We start from the raw sequence: 21371 nt of genomic DNA, 5'->3' as shown, positions 1-21371 counted from the left end.
TGGCGATCATCCGGCTGAAAGCGCTCACCCGGTCGTGGGTTCCGGGTTCGGCCTTCGGCCGCCCCGGAATGACAAGGGTTGCAGTGCCCGCCGATCAGGGCAGCTCTTCGGTGAGGAGCTGGTCGACGAAATCGTTGAGGCCGACGGCGCGGCTGCGCTTCAGGCGTTCGGCCGTCAGGATCGCCTTGATCGACTCGTAAGCCGCCTGGAGATCGTGGTTGACGATGACGTAGTCGTACTGGCTCCAGCGCGCGATCTCGTCGCGGGCATTGGCGAGGCGTTTGACGATGACGTCCTCGGCATCCTCGGCGCGGCGGATCAGGCGCGAGCGCAATTCAGCCATCGAGGGCGGCAGGATGAAGATGGTGACGACGTCGGCCCGCGCCTTCTTGACGATCTGCTGGGTGCCCTGCCAATCGATGTCGAACAGCACATCGCGCCCGGCCGCCAGCGAGGCCTCGACCTCCTTGCGCGGCGTGCCGTAGCCATTGCCGTGGACCTCAGCCCATTCGAGCAGGTCATTGTGCTGGCGCATGGTGTCGAAGGCGGTGCGATCGATGAAGCGGTAATGCACGCCCTCGATCTCGGAGGGGCGCTTGGCGCGGGTCGTCACCGAGATCGACAGGTCGAGATTGTTCTCGCTCTTGAGGTTGCGGGTGAGCGTCGTCTTGCCCGCGCCGGAGGGCGAGGACAGGATTAGCATGAGGCCGCGGCGGGCCGGGTGAAGGGTCTCGGCAGCCATCCGGCTCACTCCACGTTCTGGACCTGCTCGCGCATCTGGTCGACGACCGTGCGGAGCTCGAGCCCGATGCGCGACAGGCCGGGATCGTTGGCCTTGGCGCAGAGCGTCGAGGCCTCGCGGCCGAATTCCTGCGAGAGGAAGTCGAGCTTGCGGCCGATCGGCCCGCCCTTGGCCAGCAATTCGCGCAAGGCCGCAACATGGGCCTGCAAGCGGTCGATCTCCTCGCGGATATCGGCGCGGACTGCGATCAATGCCGCCTCCTGATGGAGACGCTGCGGATCGAAGCCGTTATTCGCTCCCAGAAGAGCCTCGACCTGTGCCGCGATCCGGGCCCGGATCGCCTCGCTGCTGCGGGCGGGATGATGCTCCGCCTCGCCGGCGAGCCGAGCGATGGTTTCGAGATGACCGAGGACGATCGCTTCGAGCGCGCGACCTTCGGCGGCCCGCGCTTCCTTCAGGGCATCGGTCACGGCTGCGAGGCCGGCAAGGGCCGGAGCTTCGACCGCCCCCAGCGCATCCTGCGCCTCGTCGGCATAGTCGATGACGCCGCGGATGCCGAGCAGCCCGTCATAGGACGGCGGATTGATGCCGGCGGCCGGCGGCAGCCTTTCGACCGCCTCGAGCAGCGCGGCCAGGACGGCCTCGTTGACGCGCGGACGCGGCGGACCGGCATCGCTGGTGACGGCGAGATTGACATGCAGCGTTCCGCGCGAGAAGGCGCCACCCAGCCGCTTGCGCGCCGCTTCCGCCAGAAGCTCGAAGCCGGGCGGGACACGGACGCGCAGATCGAGCCCGCGCCCGTTGACGCTACGGATTTCCCAGGCCCAGCCATGGACTCCGGCCGTTCCCGCCGCACGGGCAAAGCCCGTCATGCTTTCGATGGCCATTGCCCCTGCCGCCTTCATTCAAGATCGGCGGGACCGTAGTGGCGCGCCTCCACGACAGCAAGCGGCTCAGCATGGGAAAATGGGGATGAAGCCGGACGAACTCACCGTCATTGCGAGCGCAGCGAAGCAATCCAGAGGGACTGGCTCAGGCGCTTCGACCCAGTCCCCTGGATTGCTTCGTCGCTTCGCTTCTCGCAATGACGGTGAGGTCACCCCGGCACAGTGAAACTGAAGATCGCCGCGCTCAGGGCTTGAGCTGCGGGACCTGCTTGGGCGAGTTCAGGTCGAAGCTCTTGTTGAGCAGCGGATCTCGCGCCGTGCCTTCCGAAGCGTCGAAGGCGCGGGCGCGCGTTCCCGCGATCGCTCCGGTCGGCTGGGCGACGGGCACGCCGGCTGAGCCGGTATTGTCGGACGCGGGCTGCGTCGTCGCGGGCGCCTCGGTGCGGTTGTCGGGACCGGGCGGCGGCTCGACCTTGTCGACGGCCTCGGCCGGCGGCTTGCCGCCCTGCTGCTGCGTCCGCGTCGTCTCGATCTGGCGCCAGCGCCCGACATTGCGGTTGTGCTGGTCCAGGGTCTCGGCGAAGGCGTGGCCGCCGCTGCCGTCGGCAACGAAGTAGAGATCCTTGGTCCGCGAATGGTTGACCACTGCCTCCATGGCGGCGCGGCCGGGATTGGCGATCGGCCCCGGCGGCAGGCCGTTGATGACATAGGTGTTGTAGGGCGTCGCCTGGGTGATCTCGCTGCGCTGGATCGGCCGCCCGAGCGTGCCCTTGCCGCCGACGAGGCCGTAGACGATCGTCGGGTCGGATTGCAGCCTCATCTTCTGATTCAACCGGTTGATGAAGACGCCGGCAACGCGCGGACGCTCATCGGCCCGGCCGGTCTCCTTCTCGACGATCGAGGCAAGAATCACCAGTTCCTGCGGCGTCTTGATCGGCAAATCTGCCGGCTTCCTGGCCCAGATCCGCTCCAGAACCACATTCTGATCCCGAGCCATGCGGTCGATGATGGCCTTGCGCGAGAAGCCGCGCGGGAAGCGATAGGTGTCGGGAAGGATCGAACCCTCCTTCGGCACCTGCGCGATCTCGCCGGTCAGAAGATCATTGTTGCGCAAACGCTCGACGATCTGCTCGCTCGTCAACCCTTCCGGAACCGTGATCGAATGCTCGACCACCTTGCCACTCGAGATGATTCCGAGAATCTCCTGCGGGCTGACGCGCGCCTTGAACAGGTACTCGCCAGCCTGGAGCTTGTGCCAGTCGCCACCCATGATCGCGGAGACGCGAAAACTGAGCGGATGCTCGATCAGGCCTTCGCGCTGCAGCAGCTCGGCGATCTCGGTGAGGCCGCTCTCCTTCGGAATGATGAGGACGCGGTCGCTGGCCAGCGGCCCCGGCGCCTTGCTCTGGTTCGAGACGATCGCAATGCCGGCGCCGACCACGCCGGCCCCGACCAGCGCGACCGTGAACAGCCCGCTGAGCATCGACAGGAAGGGGCTGCGCCGACGGCGACGGACCTTCGGCGGCGGCGCCGGGGGCGCTACGGGCTTGAGGGCCTCGCTCGGACTCTTCGGGGCGACGCGGGGCGTATCATTCACGATCAGGACGCTCGCAGCACGGGGGTGATGATCTCGGCACGGTGCAAACTGGACCGTGCCTGCCGGAGTGGGCATGCAGCCGCACTCAAGTCGGGCGACGGCATTAGAGCCGGTTTCGGTGCGGCTGTGAACGCGGAATCACGCATTCGGCCGCAGTCGTCGCAAACTCTACCCAAGATTATGGCAAAACCGCGCTGTTTCGCAGCGGTTCAATGCTCGGGCCGGTAGCGCCGCATCACCAGCGAGGCATTGGTGCCGCCGAAACCGAAGGAGTTCGACAGGGCGTAATCGATCTCGCGCTTGCGGGCGACATGCGGCACCAGATCGATCTCGGTCTCGACCGAAGGATTGTCGAGATTGATCGTCGGAGGCGCGACCTGGTCGCGGATGGCGAGCACGGTGAAGATCGCCTCGATCGCACCGGCCGCGCCGAGCAGATGGCCGGTCGCCGACTTGGTCGACGACATCGACGGGCGCTTCGAGGCATTGGCCAGGAGGCGCTCGACGGCGCGCAGTTCGATCTCGTCGCCGAGCGGCGTCGAGGTGCCATGGGCATTGATATAGTCGAGGTCGGACGCGGTGATGCCGGCGCGGTCCAGCGCGGCCTGCATGCAGCGATAGGCGCCATCGCCATCCTCGGAGGGCGAGGTGATGTGATAGGCGTCGCCCGACATGCCGTAACCGACGACCTCGGCATAGATAGGCGCGCCGCGGGCAAGCGCGTGCTCGAGTTCCTCGAGCACGACGACGCCGGCGCCCTCGCCCATCACGAAGCCGTCGCGGTCCTTGTCATAGGGACGCGAAGCCTTTTCGGGCGTATCGTTGAAACCGGTGGAAAGCGCGCGGCAGGCGCAGAAGCCGGCAATGCCGATGCGGTTCACCGCGGATTCGGCGCCGCCTGCGACCATGACCTCGGCATCACCGAGGGCGATCATGCGGGAGGCGTCGCCGATCGCATGCGCACCGGTCGAACAGGCAGTCACGACGGCATGATTCGGGCCTTTCAGCCCGTGCTCGATCGAGACGTAACCCGCCGCCAGATTGCTCAGGCGGCCGGGAATGAAGAAAGGCGAGAGGCGGCGCGGGCCGCGCTCCTTGAGCAGGAGCGAAGCCTCGTAGATGCCGCCCAACCCGCCGATACCGGAGCCGATGGCGACGCCGGTGCGGGTCTGGTCCTCGTAGCTTTCCGGCTTCCAGCCGGCGTCCTGCAACGCCTGCGTGGCCGCCGCCATGGCGAAGACGATGAAATCGTCGACCTTGCGCTGCTCCTTCGGCTCCATCCACTGATCGGGATCGAACGTTCCGTCGCTGCCGTCACCCCGCGGGATGTTGCAGGCGATCCGCGCCGGCAGATCGCTGGCGTCGAAGGATGTGATGGGGCCGGCGCCGCTGGCACCGGCAAGAAGGCGCGACCAGGTCGGCTCGACGCCGCATGCAAGCGGCGTCACCATGCCGAGCCCGGTTACGACAACACGCCGCATCGGATAACTGCGAGAAGCCATGGCTCTTTCTGCGTAGACCAGCCCTTAAGGCCGATCAGGCGCTCTTCGACGACAGGAACTTGACGGCGTCGCCAACGGTCACGATCGTCTCGGCGGCATCGTCCGGGATCTCGACCCCGAACTCTTCCTCGAAGGCCATCACGAGCTCGACGGTGTCGAGGCTGTCCGCGCCCAGGTCCTCGATGAAGTTGGCGCCGTCGACGACCTTGTCGGCCTCGACGCCGAGGTGCTCGACCACGATCTTCTTCACGCGCTCGGCAACATCGCTCATGGGTCTCTTCCTTAGACTTTGAAACTGAAAACGCATCGCAGGGGTGCGACGCGGTGGAGGAATCTCATTCCGAGCCGCCGCGCGCCCTGGAGGGTGCCCGCGGTCCGGAAAGCTTGAAGCCTGCACAAACGCAACAACCGAGGTTTCGTCAAGTCCCCTCGGAACGCCCGGCGGCAGCGCGACGGCGCTAGTTAACATACCCTTTACGGGCTGGCGAGAGCGCTTCCGGCTTATCAAAGCCGATCCGGAATGGGCGCTAACGCCCCTAGATCATTGCCATTCCGCCGTTGACGTGCAGCGTCTGTCCGGTCACGTAGCCGGCCTCCGTGCTGGCGAGAAAAGCGACGGCCGCGGCCACATCCGCGCCTGCGCCCAGCCTCCCCATCGGCACGTCGGAGAGGATGCCCTCGCGCTGCTTGTCGTTGAGCGCCTGGGTCATCGGCGACTCGATGAAGCCCGGCGCGACCACGTTGACGGTGATGTTGCGGCTCGCGACCTCGGCTGCGAGCGCCTTGGACATGCCGATCAGGCCCGCCTTGGCGGCGGCGTAGTTGCCCTGGCCGGGATTGCCCATCGTGCCGACGACGGAGCCGATCGCGACGATTCGGCCGTAGCGGCGGCGCATCATCGACTTCACCGCGGCGCGCGACAGCCGGAAGGCCGCGGTGAGGTTGACCGCGAGCACGCTGTCCCAGTCCTCGTCCTTGAGGCGCATGAACAGGTTGTCGCGGGTGATGCCGGCATTGTTGACGAGAATGTCGAGCCCGCCGAGCTTCTCCTCGGCAGTCGGCACCAGCGCCTCGACCGAATCCTTGTCGGAGAGATTGCAGGGCGCGGTCACGACGCGCTCGCCGAGCTCGGCCGCCAGCGCTTCCAGCGCTTCCGCGCGCGTTCCGGAGATCGCGACGCTGGCACCCTGCGCATGCAGCGTCCGGGCGATGGCCCCGCCGAGGCCGCCTGTCGCGCCGGTCACCAGGGCCTTGCGGCCTGTCAGATCAAACATGTTCGCTCCCCTTGTTCGGCATCCTGCCGCTGCAGCCCGTCCCGGGTTCCTGCTCTTACGCGTTGCGGGCCTTCCAGGCCGCGACGTCATCGGCCGTGCCGATCGAGACCGGCGCCGCCCCTGCGACGATACGCTTGACGAGACCGGCCAGCACCTTGCCGCTGCCGACCTCGACGAAATCGGTGACGCCGGCGGCCGCCATCGCCTGCACGCATTCGCGCCAGCGCACGGTCCCGGTGACCTGCGCGACCAGCGAAGCCCGGATCGCATCGGGATCGCTCAGCGGCGCAGCACCGACATTGGCGACGACCGGCACCACCGGCGCCTGCATCGCGACCTTGGCCAGCGCATCGCGCATCGCATCGGCGGCCGGCTGCATCAGGGCGCAATGGAAGGGGGCGGAAACCGGCAGCAGCATGGCGCGCTTCACGCCGCGCTCGCCGGCCAGCACGATGGCGCGGTCGATCGCAGCCTTGGCGCCGGAGAGCACCACCTGGCCGCCGCCATTGTCGTTAGCGGCTTCGCAGACTTCGCCCTGCGCTGCGGCCGTGGCGATCTCGCGGGCGAGATCGAGCTCGGCGCCGAGCAGCGCCGCCATCGCACCCTGCCCGGCTGGAACGGCCTTCTGCATGGCGTCACCACGAATGCGCAGCAGGCGGGCGGCATCGCCGATCGAGAAGGTCCCGGCCGCGGCCAGCGCCGAATACTCACCGAGCGAATGACCGGCGACGAAGGCCGAATCGCGCTTCAGGTCGAGCCCGGCTTCGCTTTCAAGAACCCGCACCACCGCGAGGCTCACCGCCATCAGCGCCGGCTGGGCATTGGCGGTCAGGGTCAGCTCTTCGGAAGGCCCCTCCCACATCACGGCCGAGAGCTTCTGCGACAGCGCCGCGTCGACCTCGTCGAAGACCGCCTTCGCGACGGCGAAGGTCTCGGCCAGGCTCTTGCCCATGCCGACGGCCTGCGAACCCTGGCCCGGAAAGATGAAGGCTGTGGTCATGTGCGGAACGCCCCGTTCTTCACTACTTATGTATTATGACGGGGCTGTCACATCGGTTTAGCGGCCAAGTCAAGCACAACGCCCATCTTTTCCGCCCGACAGGTGCTCGTCCACACCAGATTCCGGTTGCCATGATGCGTCGGACGCTGTAACCACCGCCTCCTGCTTGTTCGGCCGGAGGCTGAACGGATGGCGCTTGCCCGCAAGGAAGAGCGCAGGTTCTTCGGAACCGTCATCCCGTGTCTCCGCCTTCGATGAAATCCTGTCGGGCCTTATCCAGGGCTCGGAGGGCTCCGCGCCGGGCGAAGCAGGGTGAAACAAGGAAGGCCACATATGGCATTGTACGAGCATGTGCTGCTCGCGCGGCAGGATGTCAGCGCGCAGCAGGTCGAAGCTCTTGTCGAGCAGTTCAAGGGCGTGATCGAAGCGAATGGCGGCGCCATCCGCAAGGTCGAGTACTGGGGCGTCAAGTCCCTCGGCTACCGCATCAAGAAGAATCGCAAGGCGCATTACACGCTGCTGAACATCGAGGCTCCCTCCGCCGCCGTGCTGGAGATGGAGCGCCAGATGCGCATCAACGAGGACATCCTGCGCTTCATGACCATCAAGGTCGAGGAGCTCGAGGAAGGTCAGTCGGCCATGCTGCAGAAGCGTGACCGCGACGACCGTCCGGAGCGTGGCGGCGACCGTTTCGACCGCGGCCCGCGCCGTGATCGTCCGCGCCGTGACGACGAAGCGACCGAAACCGCCGAAGCGGAGGCCTGAGAATGTCGACTGCATCCGCTGGCGCCCGCCGCCCCTTCTTCCGCCGCCGCAAGTCCTGCCCCTTCTCGGGCGAAGGCGCCCCGAAGATAGACTACAAGGACGTGCGCCTGCTCTCGCGCTACATCTCCGAGCGCGGCAAGATCGTTCCGTCCCGCATCACGGCGGTCTCCGCCAAGAAGCAGCGCGAGCTCGCCCAGGCGATCAAGCGCGCCCGCTTCCTCGGCCTGCTGCCCTACGTCATCCGCTGAGCCGTTCGTTCGGTTCCGGCACACGATAAATTCCGGAGGCGTACCCTTTCGCCTCCGGTTCTCGCTTTCAAGATCAACCAGTCGCCCGTCGGTGAAACTCCCTCGGGTTCGTTGAGGCCAGAAGCCTCTCACCCTGCCGAGCCCACAAGGCTTGCGAGCAGCGGGACAGCAGGACGGACTTAAATGATTCCGATTGTCGGCATCGGCGCGGGCCTCGTTTCGGCCCTGCTCTTCTCAGTGGTGATCACCGGATCGCCGCTGGCTGCCCTGCTGTATTCGGCCGCTCCCCTCCCGATCTTCATCGCATCGCTGGGCTGGAACCACCGCTCCGGGCTGTTCGCCACGGTGGCCGGTGCGCTCGCCGTCGCGGTTGCGCTGGCTCCCACCGGCGGCATCGCCTTTGCCCTGATCATCGGCCTGCCGGCCTGGTGGATCGCCTATCTCGCCCTGCTCGCCCGCGGCGATACCGAGGGCCGGGTCGAGTGGTATCCGCTCGGCAATCTCTTGCTCTGGATCGCTGCCACCGCGGCGCTCGCGACCGTCGGCAGCGCGCTGGTGATGACCACCGATTACGAGACCTATCGCTCGGTGATCGCGCGCATGATCGAGAACCTGCTGGGCGAGATGGTGCGCGGCAAGCTGATCGCATTGCCCGCCGATATCCAGGTGAAGGAGCTGGCTGACAGCCTGGCTCCGGCCGTGCCGCTCGGCATCGGCGCCTCCTTCGTCACCACCATCACGGCCAATCTCTGGCTCGCGGCCCGCACGGTGAAGATGTCCGACCGTTTGCCGCGCCCCTGGCCCTTCATTCCCTCAACCACGCTGCCGCGGCAGGCCCTGCTGCTGCTGATCGCCGGCGCCTTCGTCGCGACCACGGGCGGCTTCATCGGCGTCGCCGCGATGGCCTTCGTCGGCGCGCTGCTTGCCGCCTTCATGTTCAGCGGGCTCGCCACGCTGCACGACATCTCGCGCGGCCGTGCCTGGCGGATGCCGATGCTGATCTCGGTCTATGTCGCGCTTGTCGTGATGCAGGCCCTGCTGACGCCGCTGCTCGCGATCGCCGGCGTCATCGACACGCTTCTCGGCCTGCGCAGGCAGGCCGCGCTGCCGCCTCCGCCTAGCCGTTCCTGAAACCCGACCACAGACAGATCAAGGAGAAGACAAAATGGAAGTGATCCTGCTCGAACGCGTCGCCAAGCTCGGCCAGATGGGCGACGTCGTGAAGGTCCGTGACGGCTTCGGCCGCAACTACCTGCTCGCCCGCGGCAAGGCGCTGCGCGCCACCGAAGACAACAAGAAGCGCTTCGAGAGCCAGAAGCTCGAGCTCGAGACCCGCAACCTTGAGCTGAAGTCGGAAGCCGATGCGGTCGCCGAGCGCCTCAACGGCCAGAGCGTCACCATCCTGCGCCAGTCCGGCGAGTCCGGCGTGCTCTACGGCTCGGTCTCTACCCGTGACATCGCCGAGGCCCTGACCAAGGACGGCTTCAACGTCTCGCGCGGCCAGGTGACCCTGAACACCCCGATCAAGACCCTCGGCCTGCACACCGTCCCGGTCGTGCTGCACCCGGAAGTCGCGGTCACCGTCACCGTCAACGTCGCCCGCTCGGCTGAAGAGGCCGACCGTCAGGCCGCCGGCGAGAACGTCACGGCCCAGGAGAGGTTCGATCTCGACGATCTCGGACTCGAGGTCGGTGCGGCGCTGGCCGAGGCCGGTGGCGACGACGATCGCTGAGCCTTATCGCTCCCGAAACGAGTCAAGGGCGCCGTGGCAACACGGCGCCTTTTTCGTCTGTCCTGTGAACTGCGGGAATAGACCCTCAACATGCTGGCAGAAGCTGGCGGAGTGCTAAACTAGGTTCACTCCGACTCAGTTGCCGCCATGCGTCCCGCTCTCCGCGGTCGAATGCCGGCTTGAACACGTAAGTAAGAGCTTACTTACCAAGGCAGCCATGGCCCCCGTCACCGCCCTCGTCGCCCGCCTCGACAACCGCGAGGCCGAATTCCGCGTCCAGCCTCACAATATCGAGGCCGAACAGGCGCTGCTGGGCGCGATCCTGGTCAATAACGACGCGTTCTACCGCGTTTCCGACTTCCTGCTGCCGGACCATTTCTTCGAGCCGATCCACCAGCGCATCTACGAGCTGGCGTCGAGCCTCATCCGGGCCGGCAAGGTCGCGACGCCGATCACGCTCAAGACCTTCGTCAACGACCTCGATCTCGGCGAGATCACGCCGAGCCAGTATCTCGCCCGCCTCGCCGCCGAGGCGACGACCGTCATCAACGCCGCCGATTACGGCCGGACGGTCTACGACCTCGCGATACGCCGCCAGCTCATCGGCGTCGGCGAGGACCTCGTCAACGTCGCCTATGACGCGCCGGTCGAGATGGCGCCGCGCGAGCAGATCGAGGACGCCGAGCGCCGGCTCTACGAGCTCGCCGAGAAGGGCCGCTACGAAGGCGGCTTCCAGAAATTCGACGGCGCCCTGCGCCTCGCCATCGACATGGCGGCGAGCGCCTACCAGCGCGCCGGTGGCCTGTCGGGCATCTCGACGGGCCTGCGCGACGTCGACCAGCGCATGGGCGGCCTGCAGCGCTCGGACCTGCTCGTGCTCGCCGGGCGCCCCGCCATGGGCAAGACCTCGCTCGCGACCAATATCGCCTTCAACATCGCCAAGGCCTGGCGCGGCGAGCGACAGGAGGACGGCTCGATCAAGTCGGTCGATGGCGGCATCGTCGGCTTCTTCTCGCTCGAAATGTCGGCCGATCAGCTTGCGACCCGTATCGTCGCCGAGCAGTCGAGCATTTCCTCCTACAAGATCCGGCAGGGCCGCATCACCGAGGGCGATTTCGCCCGCCTGACCGACGTCGCCGCCCAGATCGAGAAGCTGCCGCTCTATATCGACCAGACCGGCGGCATCTCGATCGCGCAGTTGATGGCGCGTGCCCGGCGCCTGAAGCGCCAGAAGGGGCTCGACGTCCTGTTCATCGACTACCTGCAGCTCCTCTCCGGCTCGTCCAAGAACAGCCAGAACCGCGTGCAGGAGCTGACCGAGATCACCACCAGCCTGAAGGCGCTGGCCAAGGAGCTCAACGTCCCGATCATCGCGCTCTCGCAGCTCTCGCGCCAGGTCGAGAATCGCGACGACAAGCGCCCGCAGCTCTCGGACCTGCGTGAATCCGGTTCGATCGAGCAGGACGCAGACGTGGTGATGTTCGTCTACCGCGAGGAGTATTACCTCAAGGGCAAGGAGCCGCGCCCCGGCACCGAAGAGCACAACAAGTGGCAGATCGAGATGGAGGCGATGCACGGCGTCGCCGAACTGATCATCGGCAAGCAGCGTCACGGGCCGACCGGCGCCGTGGCCTTGCAGTTCGACGCGGATGTGACACGCTTCTCCGATCGCGCCGATGAGATGCGCCTGCCGGACCGTGAATGATGCCTGCCGACCTGCCTGATTCCGCCGCCTTCGGTGCGACCCTCACCATCGATCTCGACGCACTGGTTTCGAACTGGCGCCTGCTCGGCAAGCGCGCCGGCACCGAGGCCGGGGCCGTGGTCAAGGCCGACGCCTATGGCATCGGCATCGAGCCCGCCGTAACGGCGCTGGCGAAAGCCGGCTGCAAGAGCTTCTTCGTCGCCCATGTCTCGGAGGCCATCCGCGCCCGCAAGGTCGCACCGGACGCCACGATCTACGTGCTGAACGGGCTGCTGCCCGGCGCCGCCGAGACCTTCGCCGCGCATGGCCTGTCGCCGGTTCTGGGCTCGCATGAGGAATTGCTGGAATGGGCCTCGTTCCGGCAGACCGGCGCGCAGGTCCGGCCGGCGGCGCTGCATGTCGACACCGCGATGAACCGGCTCGGCCTCTGGCCCGGCGAGGGTCTCAATCTCGCCCGCGAGCGCTCGGGCGTGATCGCGGCGGCCGGAATCGGGCTGGTCATGAGCCATTTCGCCTCGTCCGAAGTCGAGACCGATCCGGCCAATGCGCGCCAGATCGCCGCCTTCGCCGAGATCGCGGCGGCCCTGCCCGAGGTGCCGGCTTCACTCAAGAACTCGTCGGGCCATTTCCTCAAGGACTGCCCGTCCTACCAGCTCACCCGGCCGGGCTATGCGCTCTATGGCGGCAATCCGACGCCCGGGCAGCCGAATCCGATGAAGCCGGTCGTCGGGCTCGAAGCGACGATCATCCAGACCCGCGAGGTCGAGGCCGGCACGCAGGTCGGCTATAACGGTCGCTGGACGGCCAAGGGCAAGCGCAAACTCGCCACGATCTGCCTCGGCTATGCCGATGGCTATCCGCGCAACGGCAGCTGGACCGATACCTCGACCGGCGGCTCGGTGCTGATCGATGGCGTCTCCTGCCCCTTCGTCGGCTCGGTTTCGATGGACCTGATCATCATCGACGTCACCGATGCTCCCGCGGATGCCGCCAAGCGCGGCGCGAGCGTGACCCTGATCGGAGGCCCGCTCGATCTCGAAACGGTCGGCGGCGGCGCCAAGACGATCGGCTACGAAATCCTCACCAGCCTCGGCCGCCGCTACCAGCGGCGCTATATCGGCGGCTGATGGCCAAGCGCGGTCCCACCTATCACTGCCAGGCCTGCGGCGCGGTCTATCATCGCTGGCAGGGCAAGTGCGACGCCTGCGGGACATGGTCCTCGCTGGTCGAGGAAGCTCAAGCCGCACCCGTTCCCGGCGGCGGGCGGCTTTCCTCCGGCGGGCGGGCCCGCGGCCGCGTCTTCGCGCTGGAAACGCTGAAGGGCGAGACGCAGGACGCTCCACGCATCGTCTCCGGCATCGGCGAACTGGACCGCGTCACCGGCGGCGGCTTCGTGCCGGGCTCGGTGCTGCTGATCGGCGGTGATCCCGGCATCGGCAAGTCGACGCTCTTGATGCAGGCCTGCGCGGCGCTGGCCAAGGCCGGCCGACGCGTCGTCTATGTCTCGGGCGAGGAATCGACCGGGCAGGTCAGGCTCCGGGCCGAGCGGATGGGGCTGGCCGAGGCGCCGGTCGATCTCGCGGCTGAGACCAATGTCGAGGACATCATCGCGACGCTGGGTCAGGGCGAGCGCCCTGCCCTGGTGGTGATCGATTCGATCCAGACGATGTGGTCCGGCGAGGTCGAGAGCGCGCCTGGCACGGTGACGCAGGTGCGCGGCTCGGCCCAGGCGCTGATCCGTTATGCCAAGACATCAGGCGCCTGCCTGATCCTGGTCGGCCACGTCACCAAGGACGGGCAGATCGCCGGCCCGCGCGTGGTCGAGCACATGGTCGATGCCGTGCTATCGTTCGAAGGGGAAGGAGCGCACTCGTTCCGCATCCTGCGCGGCCAGAAGAACCGCTTCGGCGCGACCGACGAGATCGGCGTGTTCGAGATGACCGGCAAGGGCCTGTCGGAGGTGACCAACCCCTCGGCGCTGTTCCTCGCGGGGCGCGACCAGCCGGCGCCCGGCGCTGCCGTCTTCGCCGGCATGGAGGGTACGCGGCCGGTGCTGGTCGAGATTCAGGCGCTGGTGGCGCCGACCGCGCTCGGCACGCCGCGGCGCGCTGTCGTCGGCTGGGAGAACAGCCGGCTCGCCATGGTGCTGGCCGTGCTGGAGACGCATGGCGGCCTCAGGCTCGGCCAGCATGACGTCTACCTCAATGTCGCCGGTGGCCTGCGCGTCAACGAGCCGGCAGCCGATGTCGCGGTCGCCGCGGCGCTGGTGTCCTCGCTGAGCGGAGCGACCCTGCCGCAGGAAGCGGTCTATTTCGGCGAGATCGCGCTCTCGGGTGCGATTCGGCCGGTCGCGGTCGCGGCGGCACGCCTCAGGGAAGCGGCCAAGCTCGGCTTCGAGGCCGCGCTGATGCCGAGCGGCGGCACCGATCATGGCGACGGCAACGGGCTCTCGCTCAGGCGTTTCGGCCATGTCACGGAACTCGTTGCCGATATCGCGGCGCGTGCACCTCGCAGAGATGTGAAATGACTCCGCCGAAAGGGTGACGCAGAGGGCGGGAACGCGTATAGCAAAGCCGAAACGGCCGCCCTGCCTCCGGCCGGTCGGCACCTGACCACAGCAAAGCGGCCCTCCCAATGCCTGTCACCATTCTTGATCTCGTCGTCATCGGCGTGGTTCTGATCTCGGCTTTGCTCGCAGCCGTGCGCGGCTTCACCCGCGAAGTGCTCGCGATCGCCTCCTGGGTCGCCGCAGCAGTCGTCGCCTGGCTTTTCCACCCGCAGCTCGTGCCCTTCATCAAGCAGTACATCCCGGCAAGCTCGGCACAGGATACGATCGCGCTGGTCGCCGCGATCGCGGCTTTGTTCCTGGGCACGCTGATCGTCGTCTCGCTGATCACGGCGCGGGTCTCGGACTTCGTGCTGGATTCGCGCATCGGCGCGCTCGACCGCACGCTCGGCTTCGTCTTCGGCGCGGCGCGCGGGCTGCTGCTGGCGGTGATCGGCTATCTGTTCTTCGCAGCCCTGGTCGGGGCCGAGAAGATGCCGGTCTGGGCCAAGGACGCCAAAGCCAAGCCGATGCTCGAAGAGACCGGCCGTTCGCTGATCTCCATGCTGCCGCAGGACGTCAACGCCGATTTCATCAAGAACCTGCTGAAGAAGCAGACCACCGAGACCGCGCCCGAGGCTCCGGCGGAAGAGCCGCGCAGCCCCGCGACGCCGGCACCGGTTGCACCTGCCCCAGCCCGTCCCTAATTAGCGCGTAGAACGTTAGCTCAAGCCCCGTCGCCTGGAGCCAGACATGATCTCGCACACCGAGCGTGATGCCGCCTTCGATCCCAATGCCGACCGGCTGCGGGAAGAATGCGGCGTCTTCGGCATCTATGGCCATGCCGATGCCGCGGCGCTAACCGCGCTCGGCCTGCACGCGCTTCAGCATCGCGGCCAGGAGGCGGCGGGCATCGTTTCGTTCGACGGCAAGCGCTTCCATTCGGAGCGCCGCCTCGGCCTCGTCGGCGACGCCTTCTCGGAAGCGAGCGTCATCGACAAGCTCAAGGGCAAGCAGGCCATCGGCCATGTCCGCTATTCGACGACGGGCGAGACCATCCTGCGCAACGTCCAGCCGCTCTTCGCCGAACTGCATGGCGGCGGCTTCGCCGTCGCGCATAACGGAAATCTGACCAACGGGCTGACGCTGCGCCGCAACCTTGTCCGCGACGGCGCGATCTACCAGTCGACCTCCGATACCGAGGTGCTGCTGCATCTCGTGGCGCGCAGCCGCAAGCAGCAATTCGTCGAGCGCTTCATCGAGGCGATCCGCCAGATCGAGGGCGCCTATGCCTTCGTCGGCATGACCAACAAGAAGCTGATCGGCGCCCGCGATCCGCTCGGCATCCGCCCGCTCGTGCTCGGCGATCTCGACGGTGCGCCCATCCTGACCTCGGAGACCTGCGCGCTCGACATCATCGGCGCCAAGTTCGTCCGCGAGATCGAGAACGGCGAGGTCGTGATCATCTCCGAGAGCGGGATCGAGAGCCACAAGCCCTTCCCGCCGGTGGCCGAGCGCCCCTGCATCTTCGAATACATCTACTTCGCCCGCCCCGATTCGATCGTGAAGGGCCGCAGTATCTACGAGCGCCGCAAGGCGATGGGCGCGGTTTTGGCGCAGGAAGCGCCGACGGAAGCCGATGTCGTCGTGCCCGTGCCGGATTCCGGCGTTCCGGCCGCGCTCGGCTATGCCCAGGCCAGCGGCATCCCGTTCGAGCTCGGCATCATCCGCAACCACTATGTCGGCCGCACCTTCATCGAGCCGACGCAGAAGGTCCGCGAGCTCGGCGTCAAGCTGAAGCATTCGGCCAACCGCTCGGTGGTCGAGGGCAAGCGCATCATCCTGGTCGACGATTCGATCGTGCGTGGCACGACTTCGTTCAAGATCGTGAAGATGATGCGCGAGGCCGGCGCCAAGGAGGTGCATTTCCGCATCTCCTCGCCGCCGATCACCCATCCCGACTATTACGGCATCGACACGCCCGACCGGGAGAAGCTGCTCGCCGCGACCCATTCGCTGGAGGAGATGCGCCAGTTCGTCGGCGCGGATTCGCTGGCCTTCATCTCGGTGGACGGGCTCTACCGGGCGATGGGCCACGAGCGGCGCGATCCCGTCCGGCCGCAATTCACCGACCATTGCTTCACCGGCGACTATCCGACCTCGCTGACCGACATGGTCGGCGAGAGCGCCAAGCAGCAGATCTCGCTGCTGGCCGAAGCGGGCTGAGCTTTTCCACAAGGGCTGTCATCCCGGGCGAAGCGACGCGCAGACCCGGGATCCATGCCTGAACCTTCATCGGAAAGCGCTCCGGAATGGATCCCGGATCGGCGCCGCTACCGCGGCTTGTCCGGGATGACGGCGAGTAGATCATCGCGCGTCGCATCGGACGCGGGAACGATGATCTACTTCATTGATATTGCATCGGACCGAAAAGTGGCTTCCACTTTTCGGTCCGATGCTTGGGAAACGGGGCGACTTTCATTATGACCCAACCGCTCAAGGGGCGCGTCGCGCTCGTCACCGGCGCCTCGCGCGGCATCGGCCGTGCCGCGGCGCTGGCCTTCGCCGCGGCCGGCGCCCATGTCATCGCGCTCGCCCGCACGGCCGGCGCACTTGAAGAACTCGACGACGAGATCGTTGCGATCGGCGGCAGCGCGACCCTCGTCCCGCTCGACCTCACTGACGCCGGCGGGCTGGAGAAGCTCGGCCTCGCCGTGACCGAGCGCTGGGGCAAGCTCGACATCCTGCTCGCCAATGCCGGCGTGCTCGGCTCGCTGAGCCCGCTCGACCATGTCACCGAGAAGGACTGGGCCAAGGTCCTCGACATCAACGTCACCGCCAACTGGCGCCTGCTCAAGGCGCTCGATCCGGCGCTGCGCGCCTCCGATGCCGGCCGCGTCCTGCTGATGACCTCGGGCGCCGCGCATAAGTGCACGGCCTATTGGGGGCCCTACTCGGTCTCCAAGGCCGCCGTGGAGGCGCTGGGGCGCACCTATGCGGCCGAGACGGCGACGACGCCGGTCAAGCTCATGCTGGTCAATCCGGGGCCGCTGCGCACCAAGATGCGGGCCGAGGCGATGCCGGGCGAAGACCCGCAGACGCTGAAGACGCCGGAAGAGCTGGCGCCGCATCTGGTCAGGCTCGCCTCGCCCGACTGGGCCGAGAGCGGCAAGATCTTCGACTTCCCGCAGGGCAAGGTGCTGACGCCGCAGTTGCCGGCCTGAGACGGAACCGCCACCAAGACGAAGGAGACAGAATGCTTTCGCCTTCCGTCCGTTGGCCGATAGCCCTCTGCCTCGCCGCCGTCCTGATTGGGGGACCGGCTCTTGCCGATTCCGTCGCGGACCTGCGCCAGATCTGCCGTTCGGGGCAGGACGAACCCTCATCCGATCCGGCTCAGATCATCGCGCGCCATGACAAGGCTCTCGCCGCCTGCAATGCGCTGGTCGAGCACCACGGGCTTACGGGCGAGGCGCTTGTCGCCACCCTTCTGGATCGCGCCGATCTCCTGGCACCGGGAACGGGCACAGCCTATACGCAGGCGTTAGCCGACTATGACCGTGTCATCGCGCTTGCGCCGAAGATGGCCACCGCCTTCTGGAAGCGCGGCCAGGCCCGGCTGCTTTATATGCGTGACCTGCCGCGAGCCCTGAGCGACCTGGGCAAGGCCATCGGGCTTGATCCGTCGCAGGCCGAGTTCTTCGTCACGCGCGCGTCGATCCAGGCCTCGCTCGGCGAGCCCGCCAAGGCCCTTGCCGATCTCGACCGCGCCATCGCTCTGGCGCCGCGTCTCGAAAAAGCCTGGTCGGTCCGCGGCCTGACCCATTTCAGCAATGGCGACACCAACCGCGCCATCGCCGATTTCAGCGAGGCGATCCGTCTCGCGCCTGATGCCGACGACAATTATCGCTTCCGCGCCGCAGCCAGACGCGCAGCCGACCAGGAGGCCGAGGCGGCGGCTGACGAGGCGAAGGCAGAGGCGCTTTCGGCGCGCGGTACGGGCGCGCCCGCGCCGGTCACTCGGCCCTGAGCCAGCGCAGCAGGCCGACCTGATCGCCGCTCTCGACGGCTGCCGCGACGCGCCGGCCGACCGCCGCGCCGAACTTGTAGCCATGGCCCGAGCAGGCCGAGACCGCCGTCACACGGCCGATCTGCCGCGACAGGAACTTGCGATCCGCGGTGAAGGTGTAGGCGCAGGTGACGACGCGCTCGACACGGTACTCGGCGATGCGGGCGAAAGGCGGCGCGAAATAATCGCGGATCTGCTCGCCCTCGCCCGCCCGCGGCTCGCGCTCCTCGTCGGGCTGGCGCGGGCGCTTGTGGATGCCGGCGCCGACCTTGAGGCCGGTGCCATCGACCGGCGGCAGGACATAGCCATCGACCGTGCCGCCGACATCGACGATGACCGGAGCAGCCTGCCAGGCAGCCTTCAGGTCATCAGGCGAGTCGAGATAGGCGACGGCGGTGCGGTAGGTCGTCAGCACATCGGCAAGCTCCGGCAGGAGCTTCAGCACCCAGGCGCCGGAGCTGACGACGATGCGGTCGAAGCTCGCCGCCTCGCCATCCGCCAATCCGATGCGGCCGGTCTCGGGATCGATCGAAGTGGCCGTCGCGCCCTCTCGCACGGTGACGCCACGCTCGCGCAACAGGCGGACCATGTCGGCGGCGATGCGGGCCGGGAAGAGCGCGCCGCCCTCGGGGCTGAGATAGGCGTAGCGGATCGTCGCCGGATCGATGAAGGGATAGCGCCGGGCGGCCTCGGCCGCGTCGTAAAGCTCATAAGGCGAGGCCATGCGGTCGAGGCCTTCGCGATACTCCTCGCCCTCGTCGCCCTCGGTCTGGGAAATGCCGAGCACGCCGCAAGACGCATAGTGCTGCCTGCCGAGATCGGCCCAGAGCTCGCCCCAGGCCTCGAAGGCCTCGGTGATGGTGCGGGCATAGCCGTCGGCGCCGCCATAGGCGCGGCGGATGATGCGGTGCTGATCGCCGGAGGCCGCGTAAGGATTGGGGATCTGCGGTGCCTGCTCGAAGAGCGTCACCTCATGCCCACGCTTGCTGAGCGACCAGGCGGTGGAAAGCCCGGCGATACCGGCCCCGACGACAGCGACCCTCATCAGCCCTTGCGTCCCTTGTCATAGGGGTTGTCGCCGCCGCGGCGATGCAGCCGGATCGGCGTGCCCGGCAATTCGAAGGCTTCCCGCAGGTTGTTGACGAGATAGCGGGTGTAGGACACCGGGAGATGATCGAGCTGATTACCGAACAAGGCAAAGGTCGGCGGCCTGGCTTTGGCCTGTGTCATGTAGCGGATCTTGATGCGGCGACCGGCCACGGCCGGGGGCGGATGCGCCGAAAGCACGCCTTCGAGCCAGCGATTGATGCGCGCGGTCGAAACGCGGCGGTTCCAGACGCTGTAGGCGGAGAACACGCCCTGCATCAGCTTGTCGATGCCCTCGCCGGCCAGCCCCGAGAGGGGGATGATCGGCACGCCGCGGACCTGCGCCAGCAGATGGTTGGCCTTCTCCTTGAGCTCGGCCAGCAGGCCCTGCTTGTCGGCGACGAGGTCCCATTTGTTCAGGCCGATGACGACGGAGCGGCCCTCGCGCTCGGTCAGGTCGACCAGCGTCAGGTCCTGCTTCTCGAAGGGGATCGTCGCATCGAGCAGGACGACGACGACCTCGGCGAAGCGGATCGCGCGCAGCGAATCGGCGACCGAGAGCTTTTCCAGCTTCTCCTCGATGCGGGCGCGCTTGCGCATGCCGGCCGTGTCGAAGAGCTTGACCTTGCGGCCGCGCCATTCCCAGTCGACCGAGATGGTGTCGCGGGTGATGCCGGCCTCGGGGCCGGTCAGCATCCGGTCCTCGCCGATCATGCGGTTGACCAGCGTCGACTTACCGGCGTTCGGGCGGCCGATGATGGTGACGCGCAAGGGACGATCGGGATCGATATCCTCCTCGTCATCCGAATCGGCGGCGGGGACGTCGGCCCAGGCCGCTTCTTCGTCTTCATCCTCGGCTTCGTCGGGGATATAGGGCATCAGCGCCTCGAGCAGATCCGAGGTGCCCTCGCCATGCTCGGCCGAGAACGGCACGGGATCGCCGAGGCCGAGCCCGTAGGACTCGATGATGCCGTCGGTGCCCTTCTTCCCCTCGGCCTTGTTGGCGAGCAGGATCACCGGCTTGCCGGAGCGGCGCACCAGATCGGCGAAGGGCTGGTCCATCGGCGTGATGCCAAGGCGGGCGTCGATCATGAAGAGCACGACGTCGGCCTGCGCGATCGCGGTCTCGGTCTGGGCGCGCATGCGGCCCGCAAGGGATTCCTTATCGGCCTCCTCGAGGCCGGCGGTGTCGATCACCTTGAAGCGGAGATGGCCGAGGGTGGCATCACCCTCGCGGCGGTCGCGCGTCACGCCCGGCCGGTCATCGACCAGCGCGAGCTTCTTGCCGACCAGCCGGTTGAACAGCGTCGACTTGCCGACATTGGGGCGCCCGATCAGGGCGACGATGGCTGTCATCAGATTTCACACATTTTCGCCGTCGTCCCGGCCTGCCGAAGCGAAGGACCGGGGCGGCGGCGGCGTTGGAGCGAGGCTCCGGTTCAGTTCTTCACCGTGACGGGGCCGCCACGGACCAAGGCCAGATAAAGCTCGACGCGCTGGCGCAGGCCGCGCGGCGCCTGCGGATCGGTGATCGCGGCATCGAACCAGCGCCCGGCATCCTCGAAGAGGTTGGCCTTGAGCGCGGCGATGCCGAGGAACTCGCGAGCGGTGTGGCGCCAGACGCCCTCCGGGGTGGCCAGGGGCTCCAGCGCCGTCTTGACCTCGAGATAGGGGGCGAGATCGACGCGCAGGATGCCGGCGCGCAGCTTCGCGAGGTCGCGATAGGTCTGGTCGAGCGAGGCATCGGCGGCGAGCGCATCGAAGGCGGTGGCGCCGGCGGCCGGATCGCGCTTGGCCGTCTCGGCCGCGAGCCGGAAGCGGGCGATCAGGCGGTAGCCGGCCGGCGCCGTGGTCGAGAGCTCCTTCAGGATCGTCTCGGCCTGGGTGGCGTCGCCGTCGCGCGAGGATTTCAGCGCCGCTTCGAGGCGCGCGCCGACGGCCTGCGAGGCCTGATTCTCGCGGTGCAACCAGAACTGCCAGCCGGCAACGGCGAGCACCGCCAGCACGGCGAGGCCGGTGACGACCCAGCCATATTTCTTCCAGAGCTCCGCCGCCTTGTCGCGGCGGACTTCCTCTTCGATCTCGCGAAAAATATCGGCCATTTGACTATCAAAATCCCTGTTGGGAGCCCGGTAGCATTTTCAGCCGGGGAATGCGAGCCGGTTCAGCGCATGGAGCATCGACCATGATGGACGAGCGGGCTCCGAACATGGCAAAAC

The 21371-nt window shown here is 67.3% G+C and carries 21 protein-coding genes; 11 read left to right on the top strand and 10 right to left on the bottom strand.

Going from position 1 to position 21371, the window contains the following annotated elements:
* Positions 1–94 precede the first annotated feature (94 nt).
* The 7 genes from gmk to fabD all read right to left on the bottom strand — a co-directional run bounded on the left by gmk (position 95) and on the right by fabD (position 7002).
* Positions 95–742, bottom strand: a complete 648-nt coding sequence (gene gmk / locus ACWIEX_RS09630) for a guanylate kinase (protein WP_454032826.1) — start codon at positions 740–742, stop codon at positions 95–97.
* Between the two features lie 5 nt (positions 743–747).
* Positions 748–1629, bottom strand: a complete 882-nt coding sequence (locus tag ACWIEX_RS09625; RefSeq protein WP_454032825.1) for a YicC/YloC family endoribonuclease — start codon at positions 1627–1629, stop codon at positions 748–750.
* Between the two features lie 244 nt (positions 1630–1873).
* Positions 1874–3226, bottom strand: coding sequence for an endolytic transglycosylase MltG (mltG, locus tag ACWIEX_RS09620; RefSeq protein ID WP_454032824.1), 1353 nt, complete (start codon positions 3224–3226; stop codon positions 1874–1876).
* Positions 3227–3435: 209 nt separating this feature from the next.
* On the bottom strand, positions 3436–4707 hold the full coding sequence (gene fabF / locus ACWIEX_RS09615) for a beta-ketoacyl-ACP synthase II (RefSeq protein WP_454033490.1): 1272 nt from the start codon (positions 4705–4707) through the stop codon (positions 3436–3438).
* A 55-nt stretch (positions 4708–4762) separates the two neighbouring features.
* On the bottom strand, positions 4763–4999 hold the full coding sequence (locus ACWIEX_RS09610; RefSeq protein ID WP_061968116.1) for an acyl carrier protein: 237 nt from the start codon (positions 4997–4999) through the stop codon (positions 4763–4765).
* Positions 5000–5264: 265 nt separating this feature from the next.
* Positions 5265–6002, bottom strand: coding sequence for a 3-oxoacyl-[acyl-carrier-protein] reductase (fabG, locus tag ACWIEX_RS09605; protein WP_454032823.1), 738 nt, complete (start codon positions 6000–6002; stop codon positions 5265–5267).
* A gap of 55 nt (positions 6003–6057) precedes the next feature.
* Positions 6058–7002, bottom strand: coding sequence for an ACP S-malonyltransferase (fabD, locus tag ACWIEX_RS09600; protein WP_454032822.1), 945 nt, complete (start codon positions 7000–7002; stop codon positions 6058–6060).
* Positions 7003–7335: 333 nt separating this feature from the next.
* Between fabD and rpsF the strand changes: the two genes are divergently transcribed.
* The 11 genes from rpsF (at position 7336) to ACWIEX_RS09545 (ending at position 18027) form a co-directional block, all read left to right on the top strand.
* Positions 7336–7767, top strand: coding sequence for a 30S ribosomal protein S6 (gene rpsF / locus ACWIEX_RS09595; protein ID WP_061968121.1), 432 nt, complete (start codon positions 7336–7338; stop codon positions 7765–7767).
* Between the two features lie 2 nt (positions 7768–7769).
* The gene (gene rpsR / locus ACWIEX_RS09590; protein ID WP_038367644.1) at positions 7770–8015 is read left to right on the top strand and encodes a 30S ribosomal protein S18; all 246 of its coding nucleotides are present in this window, start codon (positions 7770–7772) and stop codon (positions 8013–8015) included.
* A 183-nt stretch (positions 8016–8198) separates the two neighbouring features.
* Positions 8199–9146 carry a DUF2232 domain-containing protein gene (locus ACWIEX_RS09585; RefSeq protein ID WP_454032821.1) on the top strand — a complete coding sequence of 316 codons (948 nt, stop codon included), beginning with the start codon at positions 8199–8201 and terminating at the stop codon, positions 9144–9146.
* 34 nt (positions 9147–9180) lie between these two features.
* Positions 9181–9747: a 50S ribosomal protein L9 gene (rplI, locus tag ACWIEX_RS09580; protein WP_061968124.1), complete on the top strand. Its 567-nt coding sequence runs from the start codon at positions 9181–9183 to the stop codon at positions 9745–9747.
* A 217-nt stretch (positions 9748–9964) separates the two neighbouring features.
* Positions 9965–11452 carry a replicative DNA helicase gene (locus tag ACWIEX_RS09575; RefSeq protein ID WP_061968126.1) on the top strand — a complete coding sequence of 496 codons (1488 nt, stop codon included), beginning with the start codon at positions 9965–9967 and terminating at the stop codon, positions 11450–11452.
* Entirely contained in the window at positions 11449–12579 is a 1131-nt protein-coding gene (gene alr / locus ACWIEX_RS09570) for an alanine racemase (RefSeq protein ID WP_454032820.1), read from the top strand. Before ACWIEX_RS09575 ends, alr begins: the two co-directional genes overlap by 4 nt.
* Complete coding sequence (gene radA / locus ACWIEX_RS09565; protein ID WP_061968128.1) at positions 12579–13979, top strand: DNA repair protein RadA; 1401 nt, start codon at positions 12579–12581, stop codon at positions 13977–13979. Before alr ends, radA begins: the two co-directional genes overlap by 1 nt.
* 107 nt (positions 13980–14086) lie before the next feature.
* The gene (locus ACWIEX_RS09560) at positions 14087–14704 is read left to right on the top strand and encodes a CvpA family protein (protein ID WP_454032819.1); all 618 of its coding nucleotides are present in this window, start codon (positions 14087–14089) and stop codon (positions 14702–14704) included.
* Positions 14705–14750: 46 nt separating this feature from the next.
* Positions 14751–16223 (top strand): amidophosphoribosyltransferase, encoded by a 1473-nt coding sequence (purF, locus tag ACWIEX_RS09555; RefSeq protein WP_454032818.1) that lies wholly within the window; start codon positions 14751–14753, stop codon positions 16221–16223.
* 257 nt (positions 16224–16480) lie between these two features.
* Entirely contained in the window at positions 16481–17221 is a 741-nt protein-coding gene (locus tag ACWIEX_RS09550; RefSeq protein WP_454032817.1) for an SDR family NAD(P)-dependent oxidoreductase, read from the top strand.
* A gap of 32 nt (positions 17222–17253) precedes the next feature.
* The gene (locus ACWIEX_RS09545; RefSeq protein ID WP_454032816.1) at positions 17254–18027 is read left to right on the top strand and encodes a tetratricopeptide repeat protein; all 774 of its coding nucleotides are present in this window, start codon (positions 17254–17256) and stop codon (positions 18025–18027) included.
* On the opposite strand, the gene ACWIEX_RS09540 is transcribed toward ACWIEX_RS09545, so the two are convergent.
* The 3 genes from ACWIEX_RS09540 to ACWIEX_RS09530 all read right to left on the bottom strand — a co-directional run bounded on the left by ACWIEX_RS09540 (position 18014) and on the right by ACWIEX_RS09530 (position 21254).
* Positions 18014–19111, bottom strand: coding sequence for an NAD(P)/FAD-dependent oxidoreductase (locus ACWIEX_RS09540; protein ID WP_454032815.1), 1098 nt, complete (start codon positions 19109–19111; stop codon positions 18014–18016). The genes ACWIEX_RS09545 and ACWIEX_RS09540 overlap by 14 nt on opposite strands.
* Positions 19111–20508, bottom strand: coding sequence for a ribosome biogenesis GTPase Der (gene der, locus ACWIEX_RS09535; protein ID WP_454032814.1), 1398 nt, complete (start codon positions 20506–20508; stop codon positions 19111–19113). The genes ACWIEX_RS09540 and der overlap by 1 nt, the downstream gene beginning before the upstream one ends.
* 83 nt (positions 20509–20591) lie before the next feature.
* Positions 20592–21254, bottom strand: coding sequence for a tetratricopeptide repeat protein (locus ACWIEX_RS09530; RefSeq protein ID WP_454032813.1), 663 nt, complete (start codon positions 21252–21254; stop codon positions 20592–20594).
* Positions 21255–21371: the final 117 nt, after the last annotated feature.

It is taken from the genome of Allobosea sp. NPDC055353, from assembly GCF_053644975.1.
This window is presented reverse-complemented; position numbering and strand designations above follow the sequence as displayed.